Source organism: Streptomyces sp. NBC_01116 (genome assembly GCF_041435495.1).
In the GTDB taxonomy this organism is placed as follows: domain Bacteria; phylum Actinomycetota; class Actinomycetes; order Streptomycetales; family Streptomycetaceae; genus Streptomyces.
The window spans coordinates 4,688,513-4,712,373 of sequence record NZ_CP108644.1 but is presented as its reverse complement, the minus strand read 5'-3'; the positions used below and the strand labels follow the sequence as shown (position 1 = coordinate 4,712,373).

At 65.1% G+C, this 23,861-nt stretch carries 15 protein-coding genes; 8 read left to right on the top strand and 7 right to left on the bottom strand.

Going from position 1 to position 23,861, the window contains the following annotated elements; translation table 11 throughout:
• The first annotated feature begins 18 nt into the window (after nt 1-18).
• Nucleotides 19-2,400, top strand: a complete 2,382-nt coding sequence (locus tag OG245_RS20575) for a protein kinase (RefSeq protein ID WP_371624956.1) — start codon at nt 19-21, stop codon at nt 2,398-2,400.
• On the opposite strand, the gene OG245_RS20570 is transcribed toward OG245_RS20575, so the two are convergent.
• Genes OG245_RS20570 through OG245_RS20555 form a run of 4 tightly spaced genes read right to left on the bottom strand, consistent with a single transcriptional unit; the run spans nt 2,397 to nt 8,273 of the window.
• Nucleotides 2,397-3,581, bottom strand: coding sequence for a TniB family NTP-binding protein (locus OG245_RS20570; protein ID WP_371624955.1), 1,185 nt, complete (start codon nt 3,579-3,581; stop codon nt 2,397-2,399). The two genes, OG245_RS20575 and OG245_RS20570, sit on opposite strands and share 4 nt — an antisense overlap.
• A 2-nt stretch (nt 3,582-3,583) precedes the next feature.
• Nucleotides 3,584-5,728, bottom strand: coding sequence for a transposase (locus tag OG245_RS20565; RefSeq protein ID WP_371624954.1), 2,145 nt, complete (start codon nt 5,726-5,728; stop codon nt 3,584-3,586).
• Nucleotides 5,728-6,495, bottom strand: coding sequence for a TnsA-like heteromeric transposase endonuclease subunit (locus tag OG245_RS20560; protein WP_371624953.1), 768 nt, complete (start codon nt 6,493-6,495; stop codon nt 5,728-5,730). Before OG245_RS20560 ends, OG245_RS20565 begins: the two co-directional genes overlap by 1 nt.
• Entirely contained in the window at nt 6,492-8,273 is a 1,782-nt protein-coding gene (locus OG245_RS20555) for a TniQ family protein (protein ID WP_371624952.1), read from the bottom strand. Before OG245_RS20555 ends, OG245_RS20560 begins: the two co-directional genes overlap by 4 nt.
• Nucleotides 8,274-8,346: 73 nt before the next feature.
• Between OG245_RS20555 and OG245_RS20550 the strand changes: the two genes are divergently transcribed.
• The 3 genes from OG245_RS20550 to OG245_RS20540 all read left to right on the top strand — a co-directional run bounded on the left by OG245_RS20550 (nt 8,347) and on the right by OG245_RS20540 (nt 10,773).
• Entirely contained in the window at nt 8,347-8,601 is a 255-nt protein-coding gene (locus tag OG245_RS20550) for a helix-turn-helix domain-containing protein (protein ID WP_371624951.1), read from the top strand.
• A gap of 6 nt (nt 8,602-8,607) precedes the next feature.
• Nucleotides 8,608-9,801, top strand: coding sequence for a TniQ family protein (locus OG245_RS20545; protein WP_371624950.1), 1,194 nt, complete (start codon nt 8,608-8,610; stop codon nt 9,799-9,801).
• Nucleotides 9,802-10,251: 450 nt separating this feature from the next.
• Complete coding sequence (locus tag OG245_RS20540) at nt 10,252-10,773, top strand: hypothetical protein (RefSeq protein ID WP_371624949.1); 522 nt, start codon at nt 10,252-10,254, stop codon at nt 10,771-10,773.
• A 207-nt stretch (nt 10,774-10,980) separates the two neighbouring features.
• On the opposite strand, the gene OG245_RS20535 is transcribed toward OG245_RS20540, so the two are convergent.
• Entirely contained in the window at nt 10,981-11,880 is a 900-nt protein-coding gene (locus OG245_RS20535; protein ID WP_371624948.1) for a DUF6233 domain-containing protein, read from the bottom strand.
• A 26-nt stretch (nt 11,881-11,906) separates the two neighbouring features.
• Between OG245_RS20535 and OG245_RS20530 the strand changes: the two genes are divergently transcribed.
• Nucleotides 11,907-12,281 (top strand): helix-turn-helix domain-containing protein, encoded by a 375-nt coding sequence (locus OG245_RS20530; RefSeq protein ID WP_371624947.1) that lies wholly within the window; start codon nt 11,907-11,909, stop codon nt 12,279-12,281.
• 87 nt (nt 12,282-12,368) lie between these two features.
• Here the strand turns inward: OG245_RS20530 and OG245_RS20525 are convergent, their stop codons facing one another.
• The gene (locus OG245_RS20525; RefSeq protein WP_371624946.1) at nt 12,369-12,617 is read right to left on the bottom strand and encodes a hypothetical protein; all 249 of its coding nucleotides are present in this window, start codon (nt 12,615-12,617) and stop codon (nt 12,369-12,371) included.
• Nucleotides 12,618-13,270: 653 nt separating this feature from the next.
• Here OG245_RS20525 and OG245_RS20520 point away from each other — a divergent pair.
• From OG245_RS20520 to OG245_RS20510, 3 genes are read left to right on the top strand one after another with little or no spacing between them, the layout of a single operon-like run.
• On the top strand, nt 13,271-16,474 hold the full coding sequence (locus OG245_RS20520) for a BPTD_3080 family restriction endonuclease (protein WP_371624945.1): 3,204 nt from the start codon (nt 13,271-13,273) through the stop codon (nt 16,472-16,474).
• Between the two features lie 2 nt (nt 16,475-16,476).
• Nucleotides 16,477-19,266 (top strand): site-specific DNA-methyltransferase, encoded by a 2,790-nt coding sequence (locus OG245_RS20515; RefSeq protein WP_371624944.1) that lies wholly within the window; start codon nt 16,477-16,479, stop codon nt 19,264-19,266.
• Between the two features lie 19 nt (nt 19,267-19,285).
• The gene (locus OG245_RS20510) at nt 19,286-22,066 is read left to right on the top strand and encodes an ATP-dependent helicase (RefSeq protein ID WP_371624943.1); all 2,781 of its coding nucleotides are present in this window, start codon (nt 19,286-19,288) and stop codon (nt 22,064-22,066) included.
• 513 nt (nt 22,067-22,579) lie between these two features.
• On the opposite strand, the gene OG245_RS20505 is transcribed toward OG245_RS20510, so the two are convergent.
• Nucleotides 22,580-23,623: a TniQ family protein gene (locus OG245_RS20505; protein WP_371627932.1), complete on the bottom strand. Its 1,044-nt coding sequence runs from the start codon at nt 23,621-23,623 to the stop codon at nt 22,580-22,582.
• Between the last annotated feature and the right edge of the window lie 238 nt (nt 23,624-23,861).

Sequence of the window (23,861 nt, the reverse complement as noted above, 5' to 3'; positions counted from 1 at the left end):
GTCGTCTAATGTGCCTTCATGGCTGCTGATCGACCGATTGTTTCCCGTGCTGCGCGCAACGCTGTGCGCCGAATGATGAGCAATCTGTACATTGCAGCCATTGACGAGTACTGGGAGAGCGAGAACTTCGCGCGCCGCGAGATCGCCACACCTCGTCATGGGGGAGCCCGTCAGCAGACGTTCGACGCGTACGAGGCGTCGGTCGACTGGACCGACCAGGAACATGCGCGCAGGGCGCTGCGCGTATTCGAGACGTTGCTGCGACGTCTTGACCGCGACAGCCGGAAGCACGGCGCGAACGGCATCGAAGCCGCTGAGCTGGAGGAGCTCCGCGAGGCACTGAATCGCGACGGCTACCTTCTGAACCAAGACCTTCGGATCCAACCTGCGCCCACCGCTGCTTCTCCGGACCCGCAGCCCACGTCCATTCCTTCCGACGCACGGGACATCACCCATGTCACGCGTACGCGGCTCTTCCAGCAACTGACGAGCAGGGAGGTGCGTTGGTTCGGCGATCTCGAGGAAATCGCCTTCCTCCGCCGTCTCTACCCACTTGAAGAGCTGCCCAGCTCGGACGACCGGTTCACTGACGCAGAAGGCGACATCACGCAGCACCGGTACAACAACTACGACTGGGAAGACGACTGGATCTACACCGATGACCGCTTCGCACTGAACAACGGTCCGGATCTTGTTCTCCTGCAGTTCCTGTCGCAAATGGTGCACCCCGAAGTGCGATCCGATGATGCCGAGGCTGCAATCCTGAGCGAGCTCGTGGACAGGATGGTGCGGCGTGACGGCTACGCCTTCGTACCCGTGGCCCACATCAGCGGCTACCCCGTCTACGGGGCACGCCGCCTCACCGGTGCCGACGCGGACACCGCACCCCACGACGCACCTTCGCGGTACACACCCCGACCGGGAGCCTCCGATTTCGAGCGGATAGCCACCGCGGTCTGGGGCAGGCCGGGCGCGGGCGGCGAGCCTGATCAATCGAGCCCGGACGGCCGGGAGGCCGAGACTGGCGTGCCGGGCCAGGACACTCGTCCCTCTGACCTGCCGGCTCCCCTAGGCCCTTACGCGGCGGTGCAGGGTGTGGCCCGCGGGCAGCGTAAGGACTATGCCCTGGAGCGGCTTCCGATGAAGGTCGGCGGCCAGGCACAGGTTTTCGAGGCCACTCATAAGGCCACCGGTGTCCGTGTCGCCTTCAAACGCCGCCTCTCCTGGCGGGATACGCCCGCTGCGCGTATGAGGCGTGAGATCGAAGTCGCCCAAGACCTCAACTCGCACCCGAACTACGTGCCGGTCCTTGACGCCAACCCCGTCGAGGGCTGGCTCGTCATGCCGCTGGCGCAGTGCACCGCCGAGGACTGTCGTGAGCAGCTGAAAGAGACGACACAACTTGCGGAGTTGGTGAATGCGCTCCTCAATGTGCTGGAGGTCGCGCACAACGCGCATGCGGATGGCTGGATACACCGCGACGTCAAACCCTCCAACATCCTCTACCTCGACGGGCGGTGGAGGCTCGGCGACTGGGGCGTCGTGCGCCGCCCTCGCGGACAGACGACATCCGACCGCACCCGCGCGGAAGTCGGCACCGACGGATTCGCTGCGCCGGAGCTGTTCATCAACGCTCACGACGCCACCCCGGCGGCCGACATCTATGGTGTCGGCCGCGTGATGGCCTGGGCGCTGACAGGAGACGTCCCCGTCATGACCCAACGGCTGCTGCCCTCCGCAGGGCCGTGGCGGGAGATCGTCCGAGCGGCGACCGCCCGCGATCCACGCAGTCGCCCCCAGACGGCCGCTGACCTGCGCCAGCTGATGCAGGACAAACTCACCGGCCCGGTGCTGACTCCGGCAGAGCAGGGCCAGGCGTTGCTTTCCGCTGCCCACGGCGGCCATCCGGAGCCCGTGCAGACGTTCCTCTCCTTCACCGCCGACCATCCAGAGGATCAAGACCTCTACGTCGGGGTGCTGACCCAACTCCTGCCCGAGAGGGCGGCCGAGGGACTGATGCGCCTGCCAGCCGAGTCGGAAGTGCTCGTCGAAGCGCTGAGCTCCCATGCTGCGGCCCCACAGCGTCGTATCCAGTACGCCGAGGCCCACCGCGCCATCCTGTGGCTCCACCGTGTCTCCGCCTTCGCCGCCTCTGCAGGTTCCTGGGACCTGTTGGACGAGGCGACGCGGGCGATGTGTGTATGGGACAGCATCTGGGACCAGTACCGGCCCCGGGATGTGATCGCCGCATGGCTGCTCACCTTGCACGGAGCGGCCGCAGTTCTTGTGGCGTCAGCCCTGCAAGACCACCCCGACAGCGCGGTCCACTTCCGGGACCTCCTGGACAAGCAAGCACTGGCGCCGCAGCTTCGTACGGCTCTTCGGACCCCTGTTCCCTAACTGGCTTCGGCTTCGCCCTCCTCGTCCTCAGCGGCAGGGTTCTTGGGGTTGCCGGGAGGCGGCGGAGTCGGTTCTGTCTGACCCCAGTTGGCCTCGTAGGTGCTTTGGGCGTGCTCATTGATCGCGATGCCGTCGAGGAGTTTCCGGTCGATCCCTTCGGCTTCGGTAAGCACCGCGTCGGCCGCCGCTTCACGGATGAGCTCAGCCAGGGAGCTGATGTTTCCTCCAGTGCGCCGGTACAGATACTCCCACTCGCCCGTGAGGGTGCCTGGCCGGTGTTTGTACAAGACGAGCGCCTCCTCCATCGCGGTGATGACGGAGACCCAGTCGGCCTTTTCCGCCCTGGTGCGGATGGCGTACTCGGTCATGTGCAGCAGGGTGTTGCGGCCGGCGGTCTGGGTGACACGGGCACCACCGATGCCCTCAAGGAAGAGGCCGGAATGCTCGAGGTCGACTCCGGTGTAGATAAAGGTGGCCGCGGTGTGGTTCGCGATGTACTTCAGGTGGTCGTTGACGACCTTTCCCTCTTTAAAGGACAGGTCCATGAAATGCGCGTCGTCGATGATAACGAGTTCGACGCCGACCATGCGCATCTTCTCCAGGACGAGACGGGTGATGTCGCTCTTGGTCGCGCCGGACCGGTATCTCTGGCCGAGGTACTGGGCGAGCGCGATGGACAGGTCCTTGGGCGTGGCTTGCGAGGGGATGTTGATGTACACGACAGGGGTGTAGTCGATCATGTGATCGTCAACTATGTACTGATTAAGGAAGCGTTCGGGGTAGGTGCCCCTCAGTTCATGCTCGAAGTCGTAGGCGAACGTCTTGACCAGCGTTGACTTGCCGAGGGTGGCGGGCCCGTCGAGGACGATGCTGCGGCGGGCACCGGCGGGCTGGTGGGCGTTGGTCATCATCCGGCGGCGGATCTGGTGGTGGATGGTTTTCATCTGACTGGTGCGGACGATGATCAGGGCGCTGTGGTGAGCGGCGCGGGCCTGATTGTGAAGGTGCCGTTCCTTTGCGCTGAGCCGCTTGTAGACCTCGGGGGGCAGCAGGGCCGGTCGGGGCGGGAGCTGGTAGTCGAGGTATTCGCGCCATTCCTCTTTGGTGCGCGGCTCAGACAGTCCGGGGTGCTTGAAGTCGCCGGGACCGTAAGCGTCCCCGGAGGAAAAAGGTGTCGGCATGATCAGCCTTCCTGGCTGGTGTGGGGGTTCCAGACCTCGGCGGGCTGGACAGCGAACGGGTCGAAGTCGTCGTCCTCGCCGGGCAGGTCGGGGACGGCGTGCAGCGAGGGGACAGTCGACTCAACGACTTCCGGTACCAGCCGCGGCGGCGGGGCGGTGGCGGGGACCGCGCGGGTGGAGCGTGCTTCGTCCTGGGCTTGCGCCTCGCCGCGATGCCGGTCGCGGGTGTGGCGCTTGCGGTCGGTCTTGGTCCACATCTCGGGGGCGTCGGTGCGGTTCTGCAGGTCCCACAGGGCCTTGGCGATCTGCTCCTGGAAGTCCTTGTCCTTCGGGTCGCCATCGCGGAGTTCGACCAGGCGCCTGGCCTCGCGCAGGGTGATGTCAGTGAAGGGCTGCAGGTCATTGAGGGCTTTGGTCCAGCGCAGCGTGTACCAGGTGTTGTTGCTGGGGTTGTGGAAGTAGGCGTGCAGCAGGTTGCGGGGGTCGTAGCGGATGGGCCAGCGTCCGTTGTCGTACGGGGACTTGGCCCGGCGGAGCTGGTAGAGGATGTCCGCGTTGTAAATCAGGTAGTTGAGTTCGACGCCGTAAGAGTTGATCGCACGGCCGCCGTCCGCGATGGGCAGCAACTCGTAGTACAGGTTCGGGTCGCGGGGACAATCGACGTAGCCGGCCGAGCCGAGCGCCATAGCGTACGCTTCGTTGGGCGAAACGTTTAGGTCGGGAAAGCCGTGCAGGTGCAGACCCCTGTGGTGCTGGTTCTGGTAGACCGCGATGACGTATTCGGCGAAGAACTCGGCGATCTCGTCCAAGGTCCAGCGGGCCTGCTCTTCGACGTGCTGGCCGCGGTGAGCGACGTTGAAGCCCTTGTAACCCGCGATGTGCATGGACAGCTGTTCCCGAACCGTCCCGAACAAACGTTCCACTTGAGGTTTGTCCGTGGGCTTCAGTTTGCGGGCGTCCTGGAGGTCGATCTTCCATTTGCGGCAGGCGCGCTTGACGACGTCGGACTTGTAGGGCTTGCCGTGGTCGTAGAGCAGCGTCTCGGGGTAGATGACGGGCCGCGCGGCAGCCTCGGCGAGGCGTTCATCGACGCTGAGGTGGCGCTCGTAGGGGACGCGGAGCATCTGGTAGCGCAGGGCGTCGGCCCACTGAGGGCGCATCGGTTCGGGCGTCATGATGTCCGCCAGCAGCAGGCCGATATCGATGGCCTTGGTGCCCAGCGGGGTGAGGCGCCAGGCGAGGATGGAGCGGGTGGCGACGTCGATGGCGACGGTGAGTTCGACGTTGTAGGTGGCGTTCATCGCGGGGTCGAAGGCCAGGACGTCGAGCGGGGTGGTGTCGAGCATGACGACCTGGCCGGGCCGATGGGCGAGGACGTTGCCGAAGGTGCGGTCGGGCTGGTTGGCATCCGAGATCCGCTGGTAGGCGGGGTCGGAGGGGCTGTGGTGGAGGATCAGCTTGACCACGCGGCGGAAGGTGTCGGGCTTGGGCAGCTCCACGACGCCGGGGCCGTAGTCCGCGTCCAGCCGGTTCTGGGTACGGCGGCGAAAGCGGGTGGAGACGCTGGAGGAGCTGTCGCGGCGTTCGGCGGCACCCTGTTCGCGGATCGCGGCGATCACCCGCTCGTCAATGTTGCGCAGCGGGTTCTTCAGCCGTGCCTTGCGGCGGTCGACCAGCCCCCATAGGCCCTTCTCCTGCCATCCTTCGAGGAGCTGCCAGATGCGCCGCTCGGTCAGGTCAAGCTCGGCCGCCTTGGCCACGACGCGGGCGGAGAGCAGGAGGTCGGGGTGGTACTGCGGGCGGGGCTCACCGGACTCCTTGTCGAGCGAGTCGCCCGAGCGATAGCCGGTGGTGGCCTCGTACAGGTGGGCTTCGAGTTCCAGAGCGTCATCGCGGGCCTGCTTGTCCTTCAGTGACGCCAGGACGCCGCCGGGATCGAGGCCCGCGGCACCGTTGTCGGCGTCCGCGGGCGGTACGGCAAGGGCGCGGAAGGAGAGGTCGCTCAGCAGGACGCTGAGCATGATCGTCTGGTGGTGTCCGGAGTTCGAGCGCAGCCGGACCAGGGCCCCGGTGAGGCCGGTGACCTGGTGCTGTTCTTCCTCGAACTCGATCCAGCCTTCGGCTGCGATGCGGTAGCGCTGATCCATCAGGCGTGCTCCGGGACGGGTGGGGCCCACACCTGGGTGTGGTCTCGCAGCGGGCGGGTGAGGTCGAAGTGCAGGCGGTGGTGCCACATGAGGTGGTAGGTGACGGCCCGTTCGATGTCCGGGTCGGGCCACAGGGAGAGCAACTCGGCGATGCTGAGCGGTTCCTGGGCGCGGAGGAGAAGCACATGCGCGAGGGGGGCGGCGGCGTTCAGCGGTCTGCGGTAGCCGGCCAGCCACTCGACGGTGGCCCACAGCTGCGGGTCAGGTTCGCCGACCATCTGGTAGTCCCAGCCGAGTTCCCGGCAGGCCAAGGCCGTACGGCGAGCTTGGAGGAGCACTTTGGGCTTGTCGAGCTGTTCGGGGTTCTTCACATCCAGCAGCAGCACGGAGCCGTCGGTGCGGCGCACAAACAGGTCCGGATAGTGGGTCCAGGCACCGTCGGTATCGATGCCCTCAAAGATGAAGGGCTGGGACGCGAAGCAGGCGATCTTCGCATCGAAGTCGAGGAGCTTCATCCAGCGGGCTTCCAGGAAGCTCTCGTAGTCCAGGACGGTGTCGCTGCTGGCCGCCCAGTAGGCGCCGGGGGTGTGCTGCTGGCCGACATAGGTGGGGAAATCGCGGGTGGGCAGACACGTCTCGAAACGCACCTCGGCGGCCTGGGCGGCGGGCAGGAGCCGCTCGGTGCCGCCGGCGTCGTAGTAATGGATGTACAGCTGGCGGGACGCGTGCCGCAAGGGCCGCAAGGTGTTGGGTTTTTTCGGGCTCATGCCCCTCCTGGCGGATCGGGATGGATAAGTTCGCGCCCGAAGACCATCAGTCGCTGGGCGACGACGTCGGGGATCCAGGCGGCGAAGCGGCGCCAGCCCTCCCGGAGGGATTCGGTGCTGGTCGGTGTCCACAGCCCGGGGGCGTAGGCAGGCGCTTCGCGGACGTCACCGCCGGTGAAGTGTTGCCAGGTCCAGGCGGCGGAGTGGCGGCGGCGCTGGAGGGTGACGTCGTATTCGAGCGGGCGGCACACCGGATAGAGCACCGCGTGCGGCACGGTGGTCAGGCTGGCCAGTTTCCGGCGGCAGGCCGCGTAGTCGACCAGGCCGCGCTCACGGAGGCGGACACCGATCCGCTCGGTGGCCCTCCAGAAAGCGTCGGGGTCGGTGATGCGCTGGACCAGGGTGTTGGTGGCGCGGGCGGCCTTGAGCGGGTCCATGGCCAGGTCGGCGGCAGCCTGCTGCCAGCTGGTGGCACCGGCGATGCGGGCCAGTGCCAGGGCGGCGAGGCGGCGCCCGCTGACCGGGGCGGTGCCGGGCAGGTGGGCGGCGAGCAACTGCGTGTAGTCGTCGGCGTCGACGAGGTGGGGCAGGTGGGCCATGGTGAAAAGAGGCCGGGCGGCGGGACGGACGGCGAGGGCTCCGGCGATGCGGGAGGAGGGCGGGACGGCGGCCCGCACCAACGGCTCTAGGCAGGCGGGGCGGGGCACGACACGCAGAGGATCGCTCTTGCCCGGTGACCGGCGCCGGGCGACCGCGCGTCCCATCCAAGCGCTCAGCACCTGCTGGCATGTGTGCCGGTCCGGGGCGAACAGCACGGGCTCGGTCAGGGCGAGCACGGCTGCGGCGTGGGCCGCGCTGGGCGGGCTGGCCCGCAGCTGGGTGCCGGCGCCGCCCCGGCTGGCCTGCTCCCGCCCCCGCTGGTCGGCAGCGAACTCCTCGGCCACACCGCCCGGCAAAGCTGTGCAGACGGCAAGGTCGTCGGCCGTGGCCACCAGCCTTACCAGGGCGGCGGTGAACCGCAGCGCGGCGAAGAACTCCGCCGGAGCCACGGCCAAGCCGGCGACCCGCGGCACGGCGCGGCCGTCGGCGATATCCAGGACCTGCTGCTGCAGTACGGCGAGCCCGGCGGGCACCGGGATCGCAGGAAGCGCGGCCAGATTCTGCTCGCACAGCCCAGCTTTACGGCGCCCGGTCGCGGGGCGGCGGTTGTTGCAGCGGCCCAGGTCCACCTCTTGACGGCGGGTGAGCAGGCCCCGGGGATGGCCGGTGTAGCCGCGTCCCAGCCGGATGCCGCAACGGCGGCACAGGTCCACCAGCAGCACTTGGTGCACCGGGCACACCGCGGCGATGCCCAGACGCCACCACAGCGGCCACACTGGGCGGGCGGCCAGGCACTTCGGGCATGCCCGACTGGAGGTGAACAGGGCCCACTCGCGGTGCCCGAGCGCGGTGAGCGACGCCTCGGCGGCGAGATCCAGGCCGGCGAAATCCAACGCACTCGTCGCGTACCAGGACAGCTGCATCGCCCGCAGCGCCTGCGCGTCGATTCCGGTAGCCGCCACGGCCCGCGCCAGGCTCCGTTCGGTCAGCGTGATCCCGAAGAACAAGGGGCGCACTACCGAGTAGCCCGGGTGGCACTCCAGTCCCATGGCATGCGCGGCCTCCCCGGGAGCGAGTTGCCAGTCGGCCGCAGCCCGGTTCAGCCAGGAGGCGAACGACTCACCGTCAATAGGGACCAGAACGGCAGGTAGACGCCGGGGCAGACCGCTCTCCCCCATGAAACCGTCCCTCCCCGACACGATCCCGTAGGAGATATCCTACAATCGGGAGACTGTACTACGGTTACCGGCTGTGGCGAACAGTGATTCCGATAGCGGTATCCCGGCCCAGCGACTGGTCTTCGGTCGGCGACTTCGGGCCCTGCGTACGCGCGCGGGACTGACTCAGACCGCGGTGGCTGCCGCGGCGGGGATGGACCGGTCCTTCTACGCCGAGGTGGAGGCCGCGGTCCACAGCGTCTCCGTCGATCGCATCCCCGCCCTGGCCAAGGCTCTGGGGGTCACCGCCTCCGAGCTGTTCGAGGACGTGGACCCGGAGAACCGGTAGGAACCCGTGCCCGTACCTCTCCCCCCGCCCGCGTCATCGGCCGGAATCCCGCGCCGGCTGCCTGCCGTACCGCTGCCACAGCCCGGCGAGTCCCTGTTCAGCTGGGTGGACCACGTCGCCGCCGGCTACGAAGTGGATCGCACGCAGATCATGCACGCCCTCGGCCTGGAGCCGAAAAAGAAGCACGCCGCGAACCTGGCCCAGTACACGACCGAACTTCCCCTGGATATGGTCCAGTTCTTGCATGCTGCAACCGGGTTGAGCCCCTCGGAACTGCGCGACATGACGATCTCGGGCATCAACGGCATCGGCGACTTCCGCCGCAAGCCGTACCGCGAGACGCCTTGGGCCCCCGCAGAATCATGGGCGTTCTGTCCGCAATGCCTCAAGCCACCCGTGCGCTGGCCCCTGTGGTGGTACCAGCCATGGGCCGTGATGTGCCCCGTGCATGACTGCTACACCGCCTCGTTCTGTTCGGACTGCGGATCACCCTTCTCGCCGTCCTTCCTGCGCGGAGACACCTCCGGGCGATGCCCCGGTTTCCTCGCGCCTTCGGACGAACAGATCGCCAGGTCCTCCCAGCGCCGACCCAAACGGAAACGGTGTGGTCACCCCCTGTGGGAGATCGAGACCCCACCCGTCGCCGACCCGGTCGTACGCGATGTCCATCAGATGCTGATCAGGCACCTCGCCGCGATCCGCTCCAGGCAACCGGACGCCACACAGCAGTGGTACGACAACTTCCGGACCTTGCGCATCCTGCTCAAAGATCCCGATCCGCTCCACGTTCGTGTCTTCACCAGCCCTGACCCTGCCCTCCAGGCGCGCTACACCGACCAGATCGCCGATGAGAGCTGGGCCGACTTCACCGAGGAAGAGATCCAGTGGCAGCCGTCCGAATCCGGGTTCCTGCACCCCTGGCGGGACAGGGCATTCGGCACGCGCGACTGGGAACGTGATCCGGTCACCACGGCTGCCGAGTTCAGCGTCATCGGGCGCATCCTCAACAGCGGTGATTTGGCTGCCGCCGTCCAGGATGCTTTCGACGTCCCTCACCGCACCGACCTCAGATCCTTCGGCGACAGTCTGCCTTCCTACCTGTCCCGGACCAGCCCTCAGCTCCACGGTCTCCTCCGCCAGGCCCTCGACGCGGATACCCTCGACCAGATCCTGGGATTTGCCCAGCCACCGCTGACATAGACACCGGCGCCCGCCGACGGGTGCACGGCCCGTACGTGTCGTGGAGTTGAGGCCGTCTAGGCCCGGATGTCCGCGCGGCCAGCAATCATGTACGAGGACTTCGCCGCCGGCTGCAGATGCGGCTCACACCGCTGCCGTGGCCGTATCACCGGCTGGCGGGATCTACCGGCACAACGCAAAGCGGCCTATCACTGCTTCGTAGCCCCCTACCTCATCGAGCTCCAGACCCGTACAGCTGGCCGCCCGCGGAGAGGGTCGCGGGTAGCCGGCTCGGCGAAGGACCTGCAGACCACGACGACGCTGCCGACCGGAGGAAGTAGACCGCGAGCCGGCCAGGAGAGCCCACCAGTAACGGCCGGAGACCGGCGACCAACCTGGTGATCATTTTCGTAATGGAAACCTGACGATCCCTCTTGACGCCTAACCAGTCGTAATGAAAGCATTACGGCCATGAAGACGACCATTGAGTACGACGGGCATGCGTTCAGCACCCGGGTTGTGCTGGACGAGTCCGACCCTGAGTTCATCGTTCCCGTGGGCTTGGTGGCTGCGTGCAGTTGCGGCTGGCTCGGCGCCTCCGCCGCTCCCGGCATGGAAGGGAAGGGCGGTTATCAGGGCGGTGAGGCACACGTGATCACGGATGAGGAGGGCAAGGCTGAGCGGGCAGCAATGGCCGAGTGGCGCGATGAGCACCTCATCTTCATCGAAGACAGTGCCATCCCGGCAGCCCTCGCCAAGCACATCCGCGACATCGGTGAACAGCTTGACACCCTGATCCAGGCGGACAAGCCGATGGCAGCCCTGGCCGCGATCCGTCTGTCGGAGGGCAACTTCGCCCGCCAGGCCCGCGACGCCGCCCTACGCGCCAGCTACCTGGATCACTCCTGGTCGCAGATCGGCGAAGCGCTCGGCATCTCCAAGCAGGCGGCATGGGAGCGCTACGGGAAGGTCCGCCCCGAGGCTGGCCGGTGAGTGCCGCGATCCCGCACCAAGCGCGCAACGCGAGCGCCCATGATCTCTTCGATGCGTGCCGCAGGTACGTAGCCATCTCGCCGGGGGCCGCCTTGCCCGCGGGGGGTGTCGCACATCTGGGCGCGCTCTGCCAGTTGCCTCGGACCTCAGCCTCTTTGCCCGATGGGTAGCCACCGCGGTCTTTTCACCTCTCCGCGTGTCCCAGGCCTAGCCGATCACGTCGCGGGTCGGCCGACGGTTCTTGTAGCCGGGCATCGTTGGTGCTCCAAGTGCACGGGCGGTGCGGTAGGCGCCACACGTCGAACAGAGGCGGGCATCGCGCGCGGCAAGGTCAACCACTTCTTCGGTGGTCAGCGTTCTGGTTGATTGCGTCGACATGCAGCCGTCCAGGTGGACGATCACCTGTCGTCCGCCGTCAGGGTTTTGGCGGCATCGAAGCCGCCAGACGGGACCGCTCGGCGGGTGCTCAAGAGGCGTCGGCGCGAGGCCGGGATCTGCTAGCTCTTCATGCTCGATTGCCAAGCGAAGTTCGCTGAGGCGCACCGACGCCGCCAACTCATGGCGGCGCAGTTCGTCGAGATCCAGCCCATGGCGGGCAAGCACCCGCACAGCGCTTCGCTGATCCGCTGGTAGATGGCTGAGGTATTCCTCCGGTAGGTAGCGCACCTCGATGAATGCTTCGGGCGACCATCCGAGCCCTTCGCCCTCCGGGAAGACGACACCGTGGATGAGGCTGGCCTGGGGGTCGAGTTGACATCCGCTCCGGTCGGGATGGATGGAGACAATCCGGCGTCCAGCGATCTCGAGGGCTGGGACGAGCACGCCGCCTGGGTGGAATTGGTTCAAGTCCAACAGGATGTCGATTCCTGGCGCCGGAGAGCCGTCGGCGTAAAAGATCTCGTCCAGAAGCGCTCGGATTTGTGGTGTCTCATCTCTGGGAAAGATCCACATTCGTCTGTCAGAGTTCCACTTTCCCCGGAGCACCCTGGCCTCGGTGACAAACAACGGATTCCAGGGGCAAACCACAGAGATATTCGAATCATCGTACCGGCTGAGGATCACGCCGGTGGGGCCCCCAGCATCCGCGCGCCGCGCTTGCCCCGCCATGCGTCTTCTCCCGATTGTCGTACTCGATGTCCGACCGTCTGTTCACGCTCAGCTCGGCCGAGATCTCCGCAGCCATGATTATGCACAACTGTTCATGGTGGTCAAGATATGCCCGCTGTTCGAGTCAAGGGGTGGCGCAATCAACCCCACCCGACCCGAAGCTTCATCTTTTTGGCATGCACGTACGGAGCCTGCGGGAAGCACGTGGACTGAGTCTGGAAGAGCTCGCGGAGCGCAGCGGAATGAGCTTCAGGGGAGTTATCTACATCGAGCACGGGCGCCGAAACCCGTCACTGCTGACCCTGCTGAGTATTGCCTCAGGCCTTGGTGTGGCCCCAGCTCGCCTTTTGGACTGCTTCTCGCTGGACGAGAGCATTGCGGAGTCGGAGGCGGACCCGTAGGCCGGCTCGGCAAGCGATGGCGGCTTGGAAGTAGTCGATCCGTGGCCCTGGCGTGTCACGGGGAGCCGGGTGACCTCCCGTGACAATTCAGGCCGCGCGTCGCCGGCCGCTCAAACCTCCGGTGACGTGCAGGTTCGTCGTTCCGGGCGGAATGGCTGCGAGGTCGCAGAAGACCGGGTAGAGCAGGTGGTCGCGTTCGTGGCGGCGGGTGATGCGGCGGTAGCCGTTGAGCAAGGCCATCGTGCCCCGGATCGCCAGCCGGTCGCGGCCCAGGGTTTGGCTCGACTCGATGCCCTGTGGGCGATTCGGGGCAGGAGCTGTTGTCGGCGGAGCCATTTCCGCAGTTCAGTGCCGTCGTAGGCGCTGTCTGCATGGACCGGACCGCCTTGGTTGCCATCCACGCGCTGCCCGGAAGCGAGATCCGCCAATTGCCGCTGACGGACCTCGACCTGGCCAAGAGAACCCTGGCGGTCCGCCGTCGAGGGGTCAGACACACGGTCTAGCTGGGAGAGTTGACGCACCAGTTGGCCTCCCGGTGGCTCATTGAACGCCACCGTCGCTGGCCAGCCTGCTGCAACCCGTATCTGCTGGTTAGCCAGCAGTCGGCGCTGGACCTGGCCCATCCCAACATGCAAATGAGTACGCGCAAGAAGGCGCTCCGATCGCTGGGCCAGTCGATGCAGCAGCTGCGTCAAGGCCGCGTCCTAGACGAGGCGAAGGTGTCAGCTGAGCCGGTTCGTCTGATGCGGCTGTTCGGGATCGGTGACGGTACCGGATGCGTTACATCTCCGCCGCCCGCCCTGAGCCGACCGGTCGGACGCTGCAGTGAGTCGTGTCAACGGCGGGCCGTAACCCTGCCCTGACTGGACAGGTGTCGGCCTTCGCGCGCCGTATGGACAAGCAACCTGAGGAATCGGCGTCGGCTGTGTCAGTGGTGCCATCTAGTGTGAGCAGTACCAGCGACCACGATCATACCTAGGCTGTAACGAATGAAACTGGAGAGGGGAGCGAGCGCAGTGGGCACACCGATCGAGGATCCGATCATCAACTCGCCATACAGTGAGCCCGCCCTGCACTGGGAGCTCGACTCGAACGGCCAGCCCACCGGCGAGAAGGCGGTCGGCCGTCGCGCGAGCGAGTCGCTGATGCCGGTTCCCAAGCCCCGTAAGGGCTCCAAGGCCGCGGCTCGGCAAGCTGAGCTCTTCGGTTTCGACGGAATCCTAGAGACCCGCCGTAGTAACGACATCATCGCTGAAATCCGCACGCTGGTCCGCGACTGGCGGGACCAAGGGCACCCCAACGTTACGGTGACCACGCGACGACTGCTGGAGTACTGGACACAGGAGTCACGCGGGAGGCGCCTGTTCTACGCCCAGTTGGAGGCGGTCGAGACAGCGATCTACCTGACCGAGGTCGGAACCAAACTCGGCAAGGGTTGGGTCGGCGAACGGTTGCGCGACGCCAATGCGCAGTACAACGCTGGTCTGCCACGAGTGGCGCTGAAGATGGCGACCGGCACCGGCAAGACCGTGGTGATGGCGATGCTGATCACCTGGCAGGTGCTGAACAAGGCCGCGTCGCCCCAGGACGCCAGGTTCACCAAGAAATTCCTGCTTGTCGCCCCAGGTATCACGATCCGGGACCGGTTGCGAGTCCTGATGCCCTCCGATCCGTCGAGCTATTACAAGGAGATGGACATCGTCCCGGCCGACCTGGCTTCGGCACTGGGGACTGCGCAGGTCGCGATCACGAATTTCCATAACTTCGAGTTGAAGGCGACGCGCGAGGGCTCGGGCCTGGCTTCCACTACGAAGAAGCTGCTGCTGGGCAAGAAGAAGTTCCGCGACCCGTTCGTCGAGACCCCCGACCAGATGGTCAACCGTGTGCTGCGTGACCTAGGCGGCAGCGACAAAAGCCAAATTATCGTGCTCAACGACGAGGCTCACCACTGCTACCAAACCCGCGAGGCAGCCGTAGAGGGCGGACTGTTGGTCGACCAGCTCAAGGGCACGGCGCGCAAGGAGGCGCAAGAGCTGGAGAAGGCTGCGCGCCGTTGGTTCGACGGACTCAGACACATCGCGGCCAAGTCCGGTATCAAGCAGGTCTACGACCTCTCAGCCACTCCGTCGTTCCTGTCCGGATCCGGCTATCCGGAAGGGCTGATGTTCCCGTGGGTCGTCAGCGATTTCGGCCTCCTCGATGCGATTGAGTCGGGGCTGGTGAAGATCCCACGTGTCCCTGTGGACGACGATGCGGCCCAGAAGCGGGTCTCTTACCTGAACTTGTGGGATAGCATCCCCGACCAAGACCGCGACAACCTCCTCAAGGGCAAGCCACAGCGCGAGGATGACCTGCCCGCAGTCGTCGAAGGCGCGCTCAAGAGCCTGTATGCCAACTACGCGGATTCGTTCCAGCGCTGGCAGTCTGCGAACATCACCGGCTCCACCCCTCCCGTGTTCATCGTCGTCTGCGCGAACACGAAGATCTCGCGTTGGGTCTACGACAAGATCGCCGGATACGAGACCGAGGGCCAAGGCCGCGAGGGCGACCTGCCGCTGTTCTCCAACTACGACGGACAGGGTCACGCGTACGGCAAGCCGCGCACCATCCTGGTGGACTCGGCGTACCTGGAGGACGAGGACGCGAAGCTGTCCACGGAGTTCAAGGCTGCCGCCGAGCAGGAGATCGCCGCGTTCCACGATGAGTACCTCAAGCGCTACCCCGGCCGCACCGTTGACACCCTGACCGAGAAAGACCTGCTCCGCGAGGTCCTGAACACCGTCGGCAAGAACGGCAAACTCGGTCAGGACGTGCGCTGCGTGGTATCAGTCTCCATGCTCACCGAGGGCTGGGACGCCAACACGGTCACGCACGTGCTCGGCATCCGCGCCTTCGGCAGCAGCCTGCTGTGCGAGCAGGTCGTGGGCCGCGCACTTCGGCGCGTCTCCTACGAGGTGAACCAGCAGGGTCTGCTCGACGCCGAGTATGCCGAGGTCTACGGCATCCCCTTCCAGTTCATTCAGACCGACCCCACCAAAGTCCTCGAGAGCAAGCCGAAGCCGATCCCGGTGCGAGTGCAGGCCATGCCGGAGCGCGAAGCTCAGCGGATCGTGTTTCCCCGACTGGAGGGCTACCGAATCGAGATCGCGGACGCGCCCTACGAGGCGGACTTCTCCGGAGTGGCAAAGTTCCGAGTGGACGACGCTGTCGCGACCAAGACGCTGACCTCAGCTGTCGTGGGCACCGAGGAGGAGCACGCCGTATCCGATGAGCCGGCGCGCCCGCAGCAGGTCGCCTACCTGCTGGCGGGCGAACTGCTGCGCCGGTACCGGGACCCTACGGGGGCGCCGAAGCCGTGGCTGTTCCCGAGCCTGGTCACCCTCACAAAACAGTGGCTCCAGTGCTGCGTCGGTACGAGCAATCAGAAAGCACTCGATGCCATCACCCACGTCGCCCAGGAGCGGGTACGCGCCGTCGAAGAACTGCACTTGGCGATCGAACAACAGCACAGCTCGGGCGAGTCCTTCGCTCGGGTGCTGCCGGTGTTCCAGAGGTTTCGGCCCGAAGGCTCGACCGACGAGGTCGATTTCTTTAGCACCAAGGCACGCTACGAGGCCGAGCCGGACAAGTGCCCGGTGAACTATGTAGTGCTCGACGGTTTCGACGGGAACACCTGGGAGCGTGGGATGGCGGAGCTTCTTGAAGCACGTCCCGAGGTGGACTCGTACGTCAAGAACGATCACCTCGAGTTCCGGATCCCGTACAGCCATCTGGGTCGTGCGCACTGGTACGTGCCGGACTTCATCGTCCGGCTCAACAAGCGCGGGCCCGAGGACGAGGACCGGCACCTAATCGTCGAGGTGTCGGGGACCCGTAAATCCCAGGGGCCACGGCGGATCAAGGCGATCACTGCGCGGGACCAGTGGTGTGCGGCCGTCAACAACCAGGGTGGTTACGGCGTGTGGGGCTACACGGAGGTAGACGACCCGAGGCGCTTCGAGGCACGCATCATTGAGGCCATCGCGGACCTGTACAACAACGGGTCAGTTACGGGCCTGCACACCGAGGCACTCCACAACGAGCTGCACCATGTCGTCGGATCCGAAGCTGATGGGCTCTTCGAGGATTTCTTCATTCAGCCCGTCGAATCGACACAGAGCACGCTGAACCTCCGCACAGGGGAAGGGAACTAGCCATGGCCACCGCGAAGAGGCACAGTGCCGCCGCCGGCAGTCCCGCAGGCCCAGTGGGCGTCGAGGGGGCGCAGGCCATAAGGCACGAAGAGAAGCGCATCAACATCCCGACCGCCGACGCAGCCGACCTAATGACCGAGGAAGCGGAAGCGGTACAGGACGTGGCCTACCCCCGTACGCCCTGGCTGCCAGCTGAGCAGCGCGACCGTGCTCTGGACCCGCAGCTGGTCTGGACGGGTAAGGACGAGACAGACCAGGCCGACTTTGTTGTCGCAGCCCCGCCGATCTTCCGCCAGGAGCGGATCGAACCGCAGTACCTGATCAATGAACTTCTCAAAGAGACGAAGAGTCGCAAGCCAGCGCCGGAGGAGCCCCAAGGGCTCTTCAACCTCGACTACTTCCAGGACGGTATCGAGGACGAATTGGATAAAGTCGACTGGTATCACCACCAGATGAACTGGGCCAACCGGATGATCCTGGGTGACTCACTCCAGGTCATGGCCTCCCTCGCGGAGCGGGAGGACCTGCGCCAGAAAGTCCAGATGGTCTTTTTGGACCCGCCCTATGGGATCAAGTTCAACTCAAACTGGCAGGTATCGACCAAGTCCCGCGATGTCAAGGACGGAAACCTCGCGCACACCACACGTGAGGTCGAGCAGGTCAAGGCGTTCCGAGACACCTGGGAACTGGGCATCAGCTCGTACCTGACGTATCTACGCGACCGGCTCACGGTCGCGCGGGACCTGCTGACCGAGTCGGGGTCCGTCTTCGTTCAGATCGGCGACCAGAACGTCCACCTTGTTCGATCGCTCCTCGACGAGGTCTTCGGCGCTGCGAACTTCTGCGCACAGATCTCATTCCGCACCACGACAGGTGCTACCGGAAACTTGCTCCCCGGCACGGTCGACTACATCCTGTGGTACTCGCACACCCGGGACAAGACCAAGTACCGGCAGATGTTCCGCCAGAAGAGCGTCGGCGGGGACGGCTCCTCCACCTATACCTCCGTAGAAGAGGCCGATGGAACGCGTCGGAAGATGACGCCCGAAGAGCGCAGGGATCCGTCGCTACTTAACGACAAAGCAAAGGTCTTCGGCCTGGACAACATCACCAGCCAAAGCGCCGGCCGCGAGAAGGGCGAGGGCGCAGCGTCATGGTTCCCGGTCGAATTTGAAGGAAAGACCTTCCGTCCGACCATGCAATCGCGATGGAAGACCAACGAGGCTGGCATGGAGCGCCTACTCGCTGCGGGGCGCCTTGGTGCGGCGGGCAACACCCTTCGCTATGTGCGATACATCAACGACTTCCCGGCGTACCCGTACAACAATTTTTGGGACGACACGAGCACTGCCGGCTTCGGGGCGGACAAGCTCTACGTCGTCCAGACGAACACGAAGGTCATCGAACGCTGCATGCTGATGGTGACCGACCCGGGCGACCTGGTCCTCGACCCGACCTGTGGCTCGGGCACCACGGCCCACGTTGCAGAGCAGTGGGGCCGCCGCTGGATCACCATCGACACCTCGCGGGTGGCGATCGCCTTGGCGCGGCATCGGATCATGGGCGCCAAGTACCCGGCCTACCTGCTTGCCGACTCTATCGAGGGCAAAGCCAAGGAAGCCGAGCTGAGCGGACAGGAGCCCAACCGTACGGCATCGAGTAACGATGTCCATCGGGGATTTATCTACGAGCGAGTGCCGCACATCACCCTCAAGGCCATTGCCAACAATCCCGACATCGAGCCCGGGATGTCTCGGGCAGCGATCGAGACGGCGATTCAAAGGCACGCCGAGTACGAGACTCTTTTTGACCGTGCCTACGAAAACAAAAAGGCGCTGCGCGTCGCCGGCCCCTTCACGGTCGAGTCGCTCTCGCCGCACCGATCGATCTCCTTCGACGGCGAGCTTCCGAAATCGGAGCAGGCCGCGAAGCAGGCCACTGGCGGCGGCTCCTATGCCGAGACGATCCTGGAGCACATCAAGACTGCCGGGGTGCAGAACGGTATCCGTGACGAGCGGCTCGTCTTCGAGTCCATCGAGCCAGCCTCAGGACGCACCCTGACCGCAGTCGGCGTGCGCGAGCAGGCCGACGCTGGCACCCCGGCTCGGGTCGGTATCGCCCTCGGTCCCGAGTACGGGACGGTGGACCCGCTGTTCATCAAGAACGCGGCTCGAGAGGCCATCGCGGCCGGCAACTTGGACCTGTTGCTCGTCCTCGGTTTCGCCTTCGACCCGACGGCGGTCGAGGCGGTAGCCGAGTTCAAGCCCGCAGCGCAGAACTTCGCCTCGGTCGTCCGCGAGCGGACCGTGGGCAAGCTGCCGGTGATGCTGGTCAGGATGAACGCCGACCTCTCAATGGGGGACGAACTGGCCAAGTCGAGCACTGCGAACCTGTTCACTGTCTTTGGCGAGCCGGACATTGAGGTGACCGAGACCTCGGACGGACAGCTCGTCGTCGAGGTCAAGGGCGTGGACACCTACAACCCCACCACCGGGAAGATCAGCTCGCTCACCATCGACAGCATCATGCTCTGGTCCCTGGACACTGACTACGACAGCGATGCGTTCTTCGTGCGGCATGTCTACTTCAACGGCAAGAGCGAGGGCAAGCCCGGCGACCTCAATCCCTACGAGAAACTACAGAAGACGCTCAAGGCAGAAATTGATCAGGATGCCTGGGCCTCTCTCTACGCCACCCGGTCGAGGCCCTTCGCCAAACCGGTATCCGGGAAGATCGCCGTCAAGGTCATTAACTACTACGGCGACGAAGTCCTCAAGGTCATCGAGGTCTGAACGGGAGAGGAGCAACACGATGCAGTTCACTAAGGCACAAGCGGAAGCGATTGCCACGACTGACCAGAATCTGCTGATCGTCGCCTGCGCCGGATCCGGGAAGACTGAGGTGCTCTCCAGGCGGATCGCCGGGCTCCTCGGCAAGACCGGCCCAGACGGAACTACGACGCAGCCCAAGCACATCGTTGCGTTCACCTTCACCGAGAAGGCAGCAGGTGAGCTGAAGGAGCGCGTCTACGCGCGCATCAAGTCTCAGCACGGCGAGATTAACGGCTTGGCCGAGATGTACATCGGCACAATGCACGGGTACGCCCTGGACTTGCTGCACAGCCACGTGCCGGAGGCGTTCAAGTACAACGTGCTTAATGACGTACAGACTCGACTGATCATTGACAAGAACAGCGCCAAATCCGGCCTGACCACAACCAATCACGTCGTCCAGGGGGCCGAGAAGCCTCTGCGGCGCTACATCCACTCGAAGCTTTACCAACAGGCTATGTCGATCCTGCGCGAGGACGACGTGGACATCGCCGGTCTCCGTCCCGACGTCAAGGAAGGCCTCGACAAGTACCAGGAGCTGCTGGCAGCACGGCGGTACTTCGACTACACGGCGATCCTACTCAACGCTGTCACGCTCCTCGAGGGCGACGACGAGGAGGCCGATTCGATCCTGAACCTGCGCAATCACATCAGGGACAGCGTCCGCTACGTCGTGGTCGACGAGTACCAGGACACCAACCCGATCCAGGAGCGGCTAATCCGGGGGCTGACTCAGTTCGGCGCCAACCTGTGCGTCGTCGGCGACGACGACCAGACTATCTACCAGTGGCGCGGTAGCGCGGTAGCGAACATTCTCAACGTCGAAGACCGGTACAAGGACGTCGCGCGCGTCACCCTAAACGAGAACTTCCGCTCCAGCCCTGCGATCGTCGAACTCGCACGCACCTACGTCGACCGCATCCCGGATGAGCACCGGCTGCCGAAGCAGATGGTCGCCGCCGGGCATCAGAGCTTCGACCTGGGCGACATCCTGGCAGTGGATTTCGCCAACCAGCAGGAGGAGGCTCGCTGGATCGTCGACAGGATCGAAACACTGCGCGGTGTCCCGTTCGAGGACGGCAGCGACGCGCCGGCGCGCGGCATGACGTGGTCCGACAACGCGGTCCTGTTCCGTTCGGTTAAAGCGGATGCCGGACCGCTGGTCGAGGAACTCCGCAGCCGCGGCGTGCCCTACGTGATCAAAGGCCTTACCAAGCTTTTTGAAACACCCGAGGTCGTGGCCGCGTGCAGCCTGTTCCGGTACACCGCCTCCCTCGTCGACGCGGACACCGTCGTTGGCACCTGGCTTGCAGCGGATCTCGCGCTCACCGAGGCTGACCTGCGAGCCGCGATCTCACGCGTCCTCGACAAAGCCATGATGTGGGACTCCTCTCGTCCCTGGGACGCGACCACCCTCCAGGGCACCTTCCTCGACTTTCTCGAAGCGGCAGGACTGCGCGAGGAAACCGTGCCTGGTGACCGCGGCGAGCTCGTTTACTACAACCTTGGCCGCTTCTCCACCGCGATCGGCGACTACGAGAAGATCTTCCTGACCAGTACGCCGCAGGATCGCTTCATCAGCTTCGCTTCCTGGCTGGAGAACCAGGCACCGAACTACTATGCGGAAGCGGACCGCGACACCGGGTATGCCCAGCCCGACGCAGTCGTCATCGCCACCGTGCACCAGGCCAAAGGAATGCAGTGGCCTGCCGTTTACCTTCCGGCACTGCGCAAGAACACCTTCCCGTCTCGGGCGTCCGGCGGAACCAATATCTTTCACATCATTGAACGTGAACTCGTCCCGGACGCCGACCGCTACCGCGGCGGCGAGGAGGACGAGCGCCGCCTGTTCTACGTCGCGGCGACCCGAGCCCAGAAATACCTGGCCCTCACCTTCGCCTCCAACGGCAAGACGACGGGCAAGGCCCAGTCGGTCTTCTTCACCGAAGCGACGCGCGTAAGCACCGTCCTCACCCGCGAGATCGCCCCCTCGACGCAGCAGCGCCTCACTCCGGCACCGCGTCGCGGCACGCCCGACGTCGTCATGTCATTCTCCGACCTGAAGTACCTTTTCGAATGCCCGTATTCGTTTAAGCTGCGCCTCCTCTACGGCTTCGACTCCCCCCTTCAGAAGGAAATCGGCTATGGCAAGTCCTTGCACGATGCCATGGCCGAGATTCACAAGCGTGCGATCGAAGGCGACTACGCGGCCCCCGGCGAAGCTGAGGATCTCGTGAACCGGCACCTGAACCTTCCCTTCGCCAACGTGGCCGCGTACGAGCAGCTCCGGCCGGCCGCGATCTCGTCTGTGCAGCGCTACCTACAGGAGAACTCGGCAACCCTGCGCCAGACCGTCTACTCCGAGCAACCCGTAGAGATTCACCCTGCTCCCGGCGTCACGGTCATCGGCCGAGTCGATCTGATCAAGCGGCTCGACAGCGAAATGACCTCGATCGTCGACTTTAAGTCGACCGAACGCGCGCAAGCCGAGGACCTGACTCGGGACCAGCTACACCTGTACGCCTTGGGCTACCGGGAACTGACCGGGCAGAACGCAGACCTGGTCGAGGTGCTCAACCTCGACAAGGCCGGCAAGTCGACTCGCGAGACAGTGGACCCCCAGCACATGGACTCCCTGACGCAGCGCGTTGCTGCAGCTGGCGATGCGCTGCGTACCAACGTCCTGCCGCGCCTGCCCGTCTGGTGCGCGTCCTGCGCGTCCTGCGACCACGCTGGCATTTGTCGCAAGCGGGAGAACTAGCCTCGGGCCTGTATTGGGTTCGTATCGCTGATCGCGAGGTCCTGAGTAGCCACGCGATGGCAGCTAAGTTCCTTCAGAACGACTTCAACACGGTGAAGGTCAGCGGCTTGAGGGTGCGCTCTGTCAGGGGACTCACCGCAGTCAACCTTCCCCCTCGGCGGACAAGCGTCCAGGCGTCTCCCCCGCAACGCTCGCCGTCGAACGCGGCATCGCGCTGCTCACCTCAGCACCCGCCATGCCCCGTTCGACGCCTCGGGCGCCGCCGCCCACCTCCGACCTCGCCGTCCCCGCACCGCGTCAGAACACCTCAGCATCCTTGCTGCAGCGCCTGTTCCGGCGAAGCCTCTGACGGCCTGCGGGACGATGCTAATCGCCCGCAGCCGCGCCGACGGATGCGTCACCAGCGAAAACCCGAGGCTGGCCAGATAGGTCCCGCCCCACCTGGTGTGCGCCCTGCTTATGGCCGATTGGCCGCCCGGTCATCAGCAGCGCCTGACAGAGACTGGGCCGCACTCATTCATACAGAGCACGCTCCAGAATCCGCCCGTCAGGCCCGCGTGTTGAGGGCGCCGCGATACGCACCGACCGCACGATTCCCTCCAGCCGCTCGGTGGTGTCCTGCGGCGGCCTTTTGAGCCATGCCTCATGCAACGGTCTGGCTCGAGAAGCCAGCGGCCGGGAGGCGAAGTCGGCAATCGCTCGTGCGGTGGCCCATGGATTGTCGCTGAACACAATCTGCGAGGCGATCCGCAACCCCGCTGTTCGCACCATCGGTTCGGCCTCTTCCAACATCGGCCCACCGTGCGTGAGTGCAGATCTGCGACGGAACTCGGCGAAGCTCTGTACAACAACGGGGTCAGCACCATCCAAATGTTCTGGAGCAGCCAGAAACAACGCAAATTCCGCCATCGCCGCAAGATCAGCAAAGTCACCCCTGGCGTGGACGAACTCCTGCCGGGTGCTGCTGAGATGGCTGTCCAACAACCGTTGCAGGTAGGCCAACAGCTTGTCCTGCAGGTCAGGAGCTTGCATCTTCCGATACTCCATGCCGCACCGCCAGGTGACGGCGTCGGTCAGATGATGCTTCTCGAAACCGCGGCAAACGCCCTGCCCGAGTCTGACGCCGGCACGTATCGGTGTACGGCACGTCGGACATTCGGCCAGCAGGTAGCAACCGTGCCGCAAGCACGCGAACGCCCATGGTGTGCACCACTCCAGCGGCCAACGGCCGTCCTTCTCATCTATGCAAGATGGGCAGAACCTCAGCTCCCGCGGGTCGATCCAACTCGCCTTCATCACACGGAAACGCTCCCGCGGGCTCGCTTCGATCAGCTCAGACCTCACGGCCGTGCCGACAAAGCGCGACCAAGTCATGGCCTGAACTTCGCAAGCCGAGAGGCCTGTTGCCCGTTCTACCCGGACAGCATCCGCGTCGCCCAAGCCGTACACGGCCGAAGTCGGCCCAGAGGCCGCGATCCTTGATGGCCCATCAGGGTGGCGCAAGAGGCCGCAGGCTTCCGCCATGTGCATACGAGAGACCTCGTACCCCGCCGCCAAGTGGTCCAGCCAGCTCAGCAAGGACTCCCGCCGCAGCGGCAACGGCACAACGGGCAAACGCCGAATCTGGTCGGCGACGTGAGAATCGACCACACCGCACGGTACATACCCATGGCCAGTTGACGCTGCCCCTCAGCCCTGAGTCATCATCACCCTAGGTGACGCCACTGAAATCTTCCGTGCGGTACTGAAATCTCTACTGAAATTAATCTTGCGGTACTGAAATCTTCAGAGCCAT

Coding starts and splice junctions, on each gene's coding strand:
- OG245_RS20575 (WP_371624956.1), top strand. CDS start 19: ATGGCTGCTGATCGACCGATTGTTTCCCGTGCTGCGCGCAACGCTGTG.
- OG245_RS20570 (WP_371624955.1), bottom strand. CDS start 3,581: ATGCCGACACCTTTTTCCTCCGGGGACGCTTACGGTCCCGGCGACTTC.
- OG245_RS20565 (WP_371624954.1), bottom strand. CDS start 5,728: ATGGATCAGCGCTACCGCATCGCAGCCGAAGGCTGGATCGAGTTCGAG.
- OG245_RS20560 (WP_371624953.1), bottom strand. CDS start 6,495: ATGAGCCCGAAAAAACCCAACACCTTGCGGCCCTTGCGGCACGCGTCC.
- OG245_RS20555 (WP_371624952.1), bottom strand. CDS start 8,273: ATGGGGGAGAGCGGTCTGCCCCGGCGTCTACCTGCCGTTCTGGTCCCT.
- OG245_RS20540 (WP_371624949.1), top strand. CDS start 10,252: ATGAAGACGACCATTGAGTACGACGGGCATGCGTTCAGCACCCGGGTT.
- OG245_RS20535 (WP_371624948.1), bottom strand. CDS start 11,880: ATGGCGGGGCAAGCGCGGCGCGCGGATGCTGGGGGCCCCACCGGCGTG.
- OG245_RS20530 (WP_371624947.1), top strand. CDS start 11,907: ATGTCCGACCGTCTGTTCACGCTCAGCTCGGCCGAGATCTCCGCAGCC.
- OG245_RS20525 (WP_371624946.1), bottom strand. CDS start 12,617: ATGGCTCCGCCGACAACAGCTCCTGCCCCGAATCGCCCACAGGGCATC.
- OG245_RS20520 (WP_371624945.1), top strand. CDS start 13,271: ATGAAACTGGAGAGGGGAGCGAGCGCAGTGGGCACACCGATCGAGGAT.
- OG245_RS20515 (WP_371624944.1), top strand. CDS start 16,477: ATGGCCACCGCGAAGAGGCACAGTGCCGCCGCCGGCAGTCCCGCAGGC.
- OG245_RS20510 (WP_371624943.1), top strand. CDS start 19,286: ATGCAGTTCACTAAGGCACAAGCGGAAGCGATTGCCACGACTGACCAG.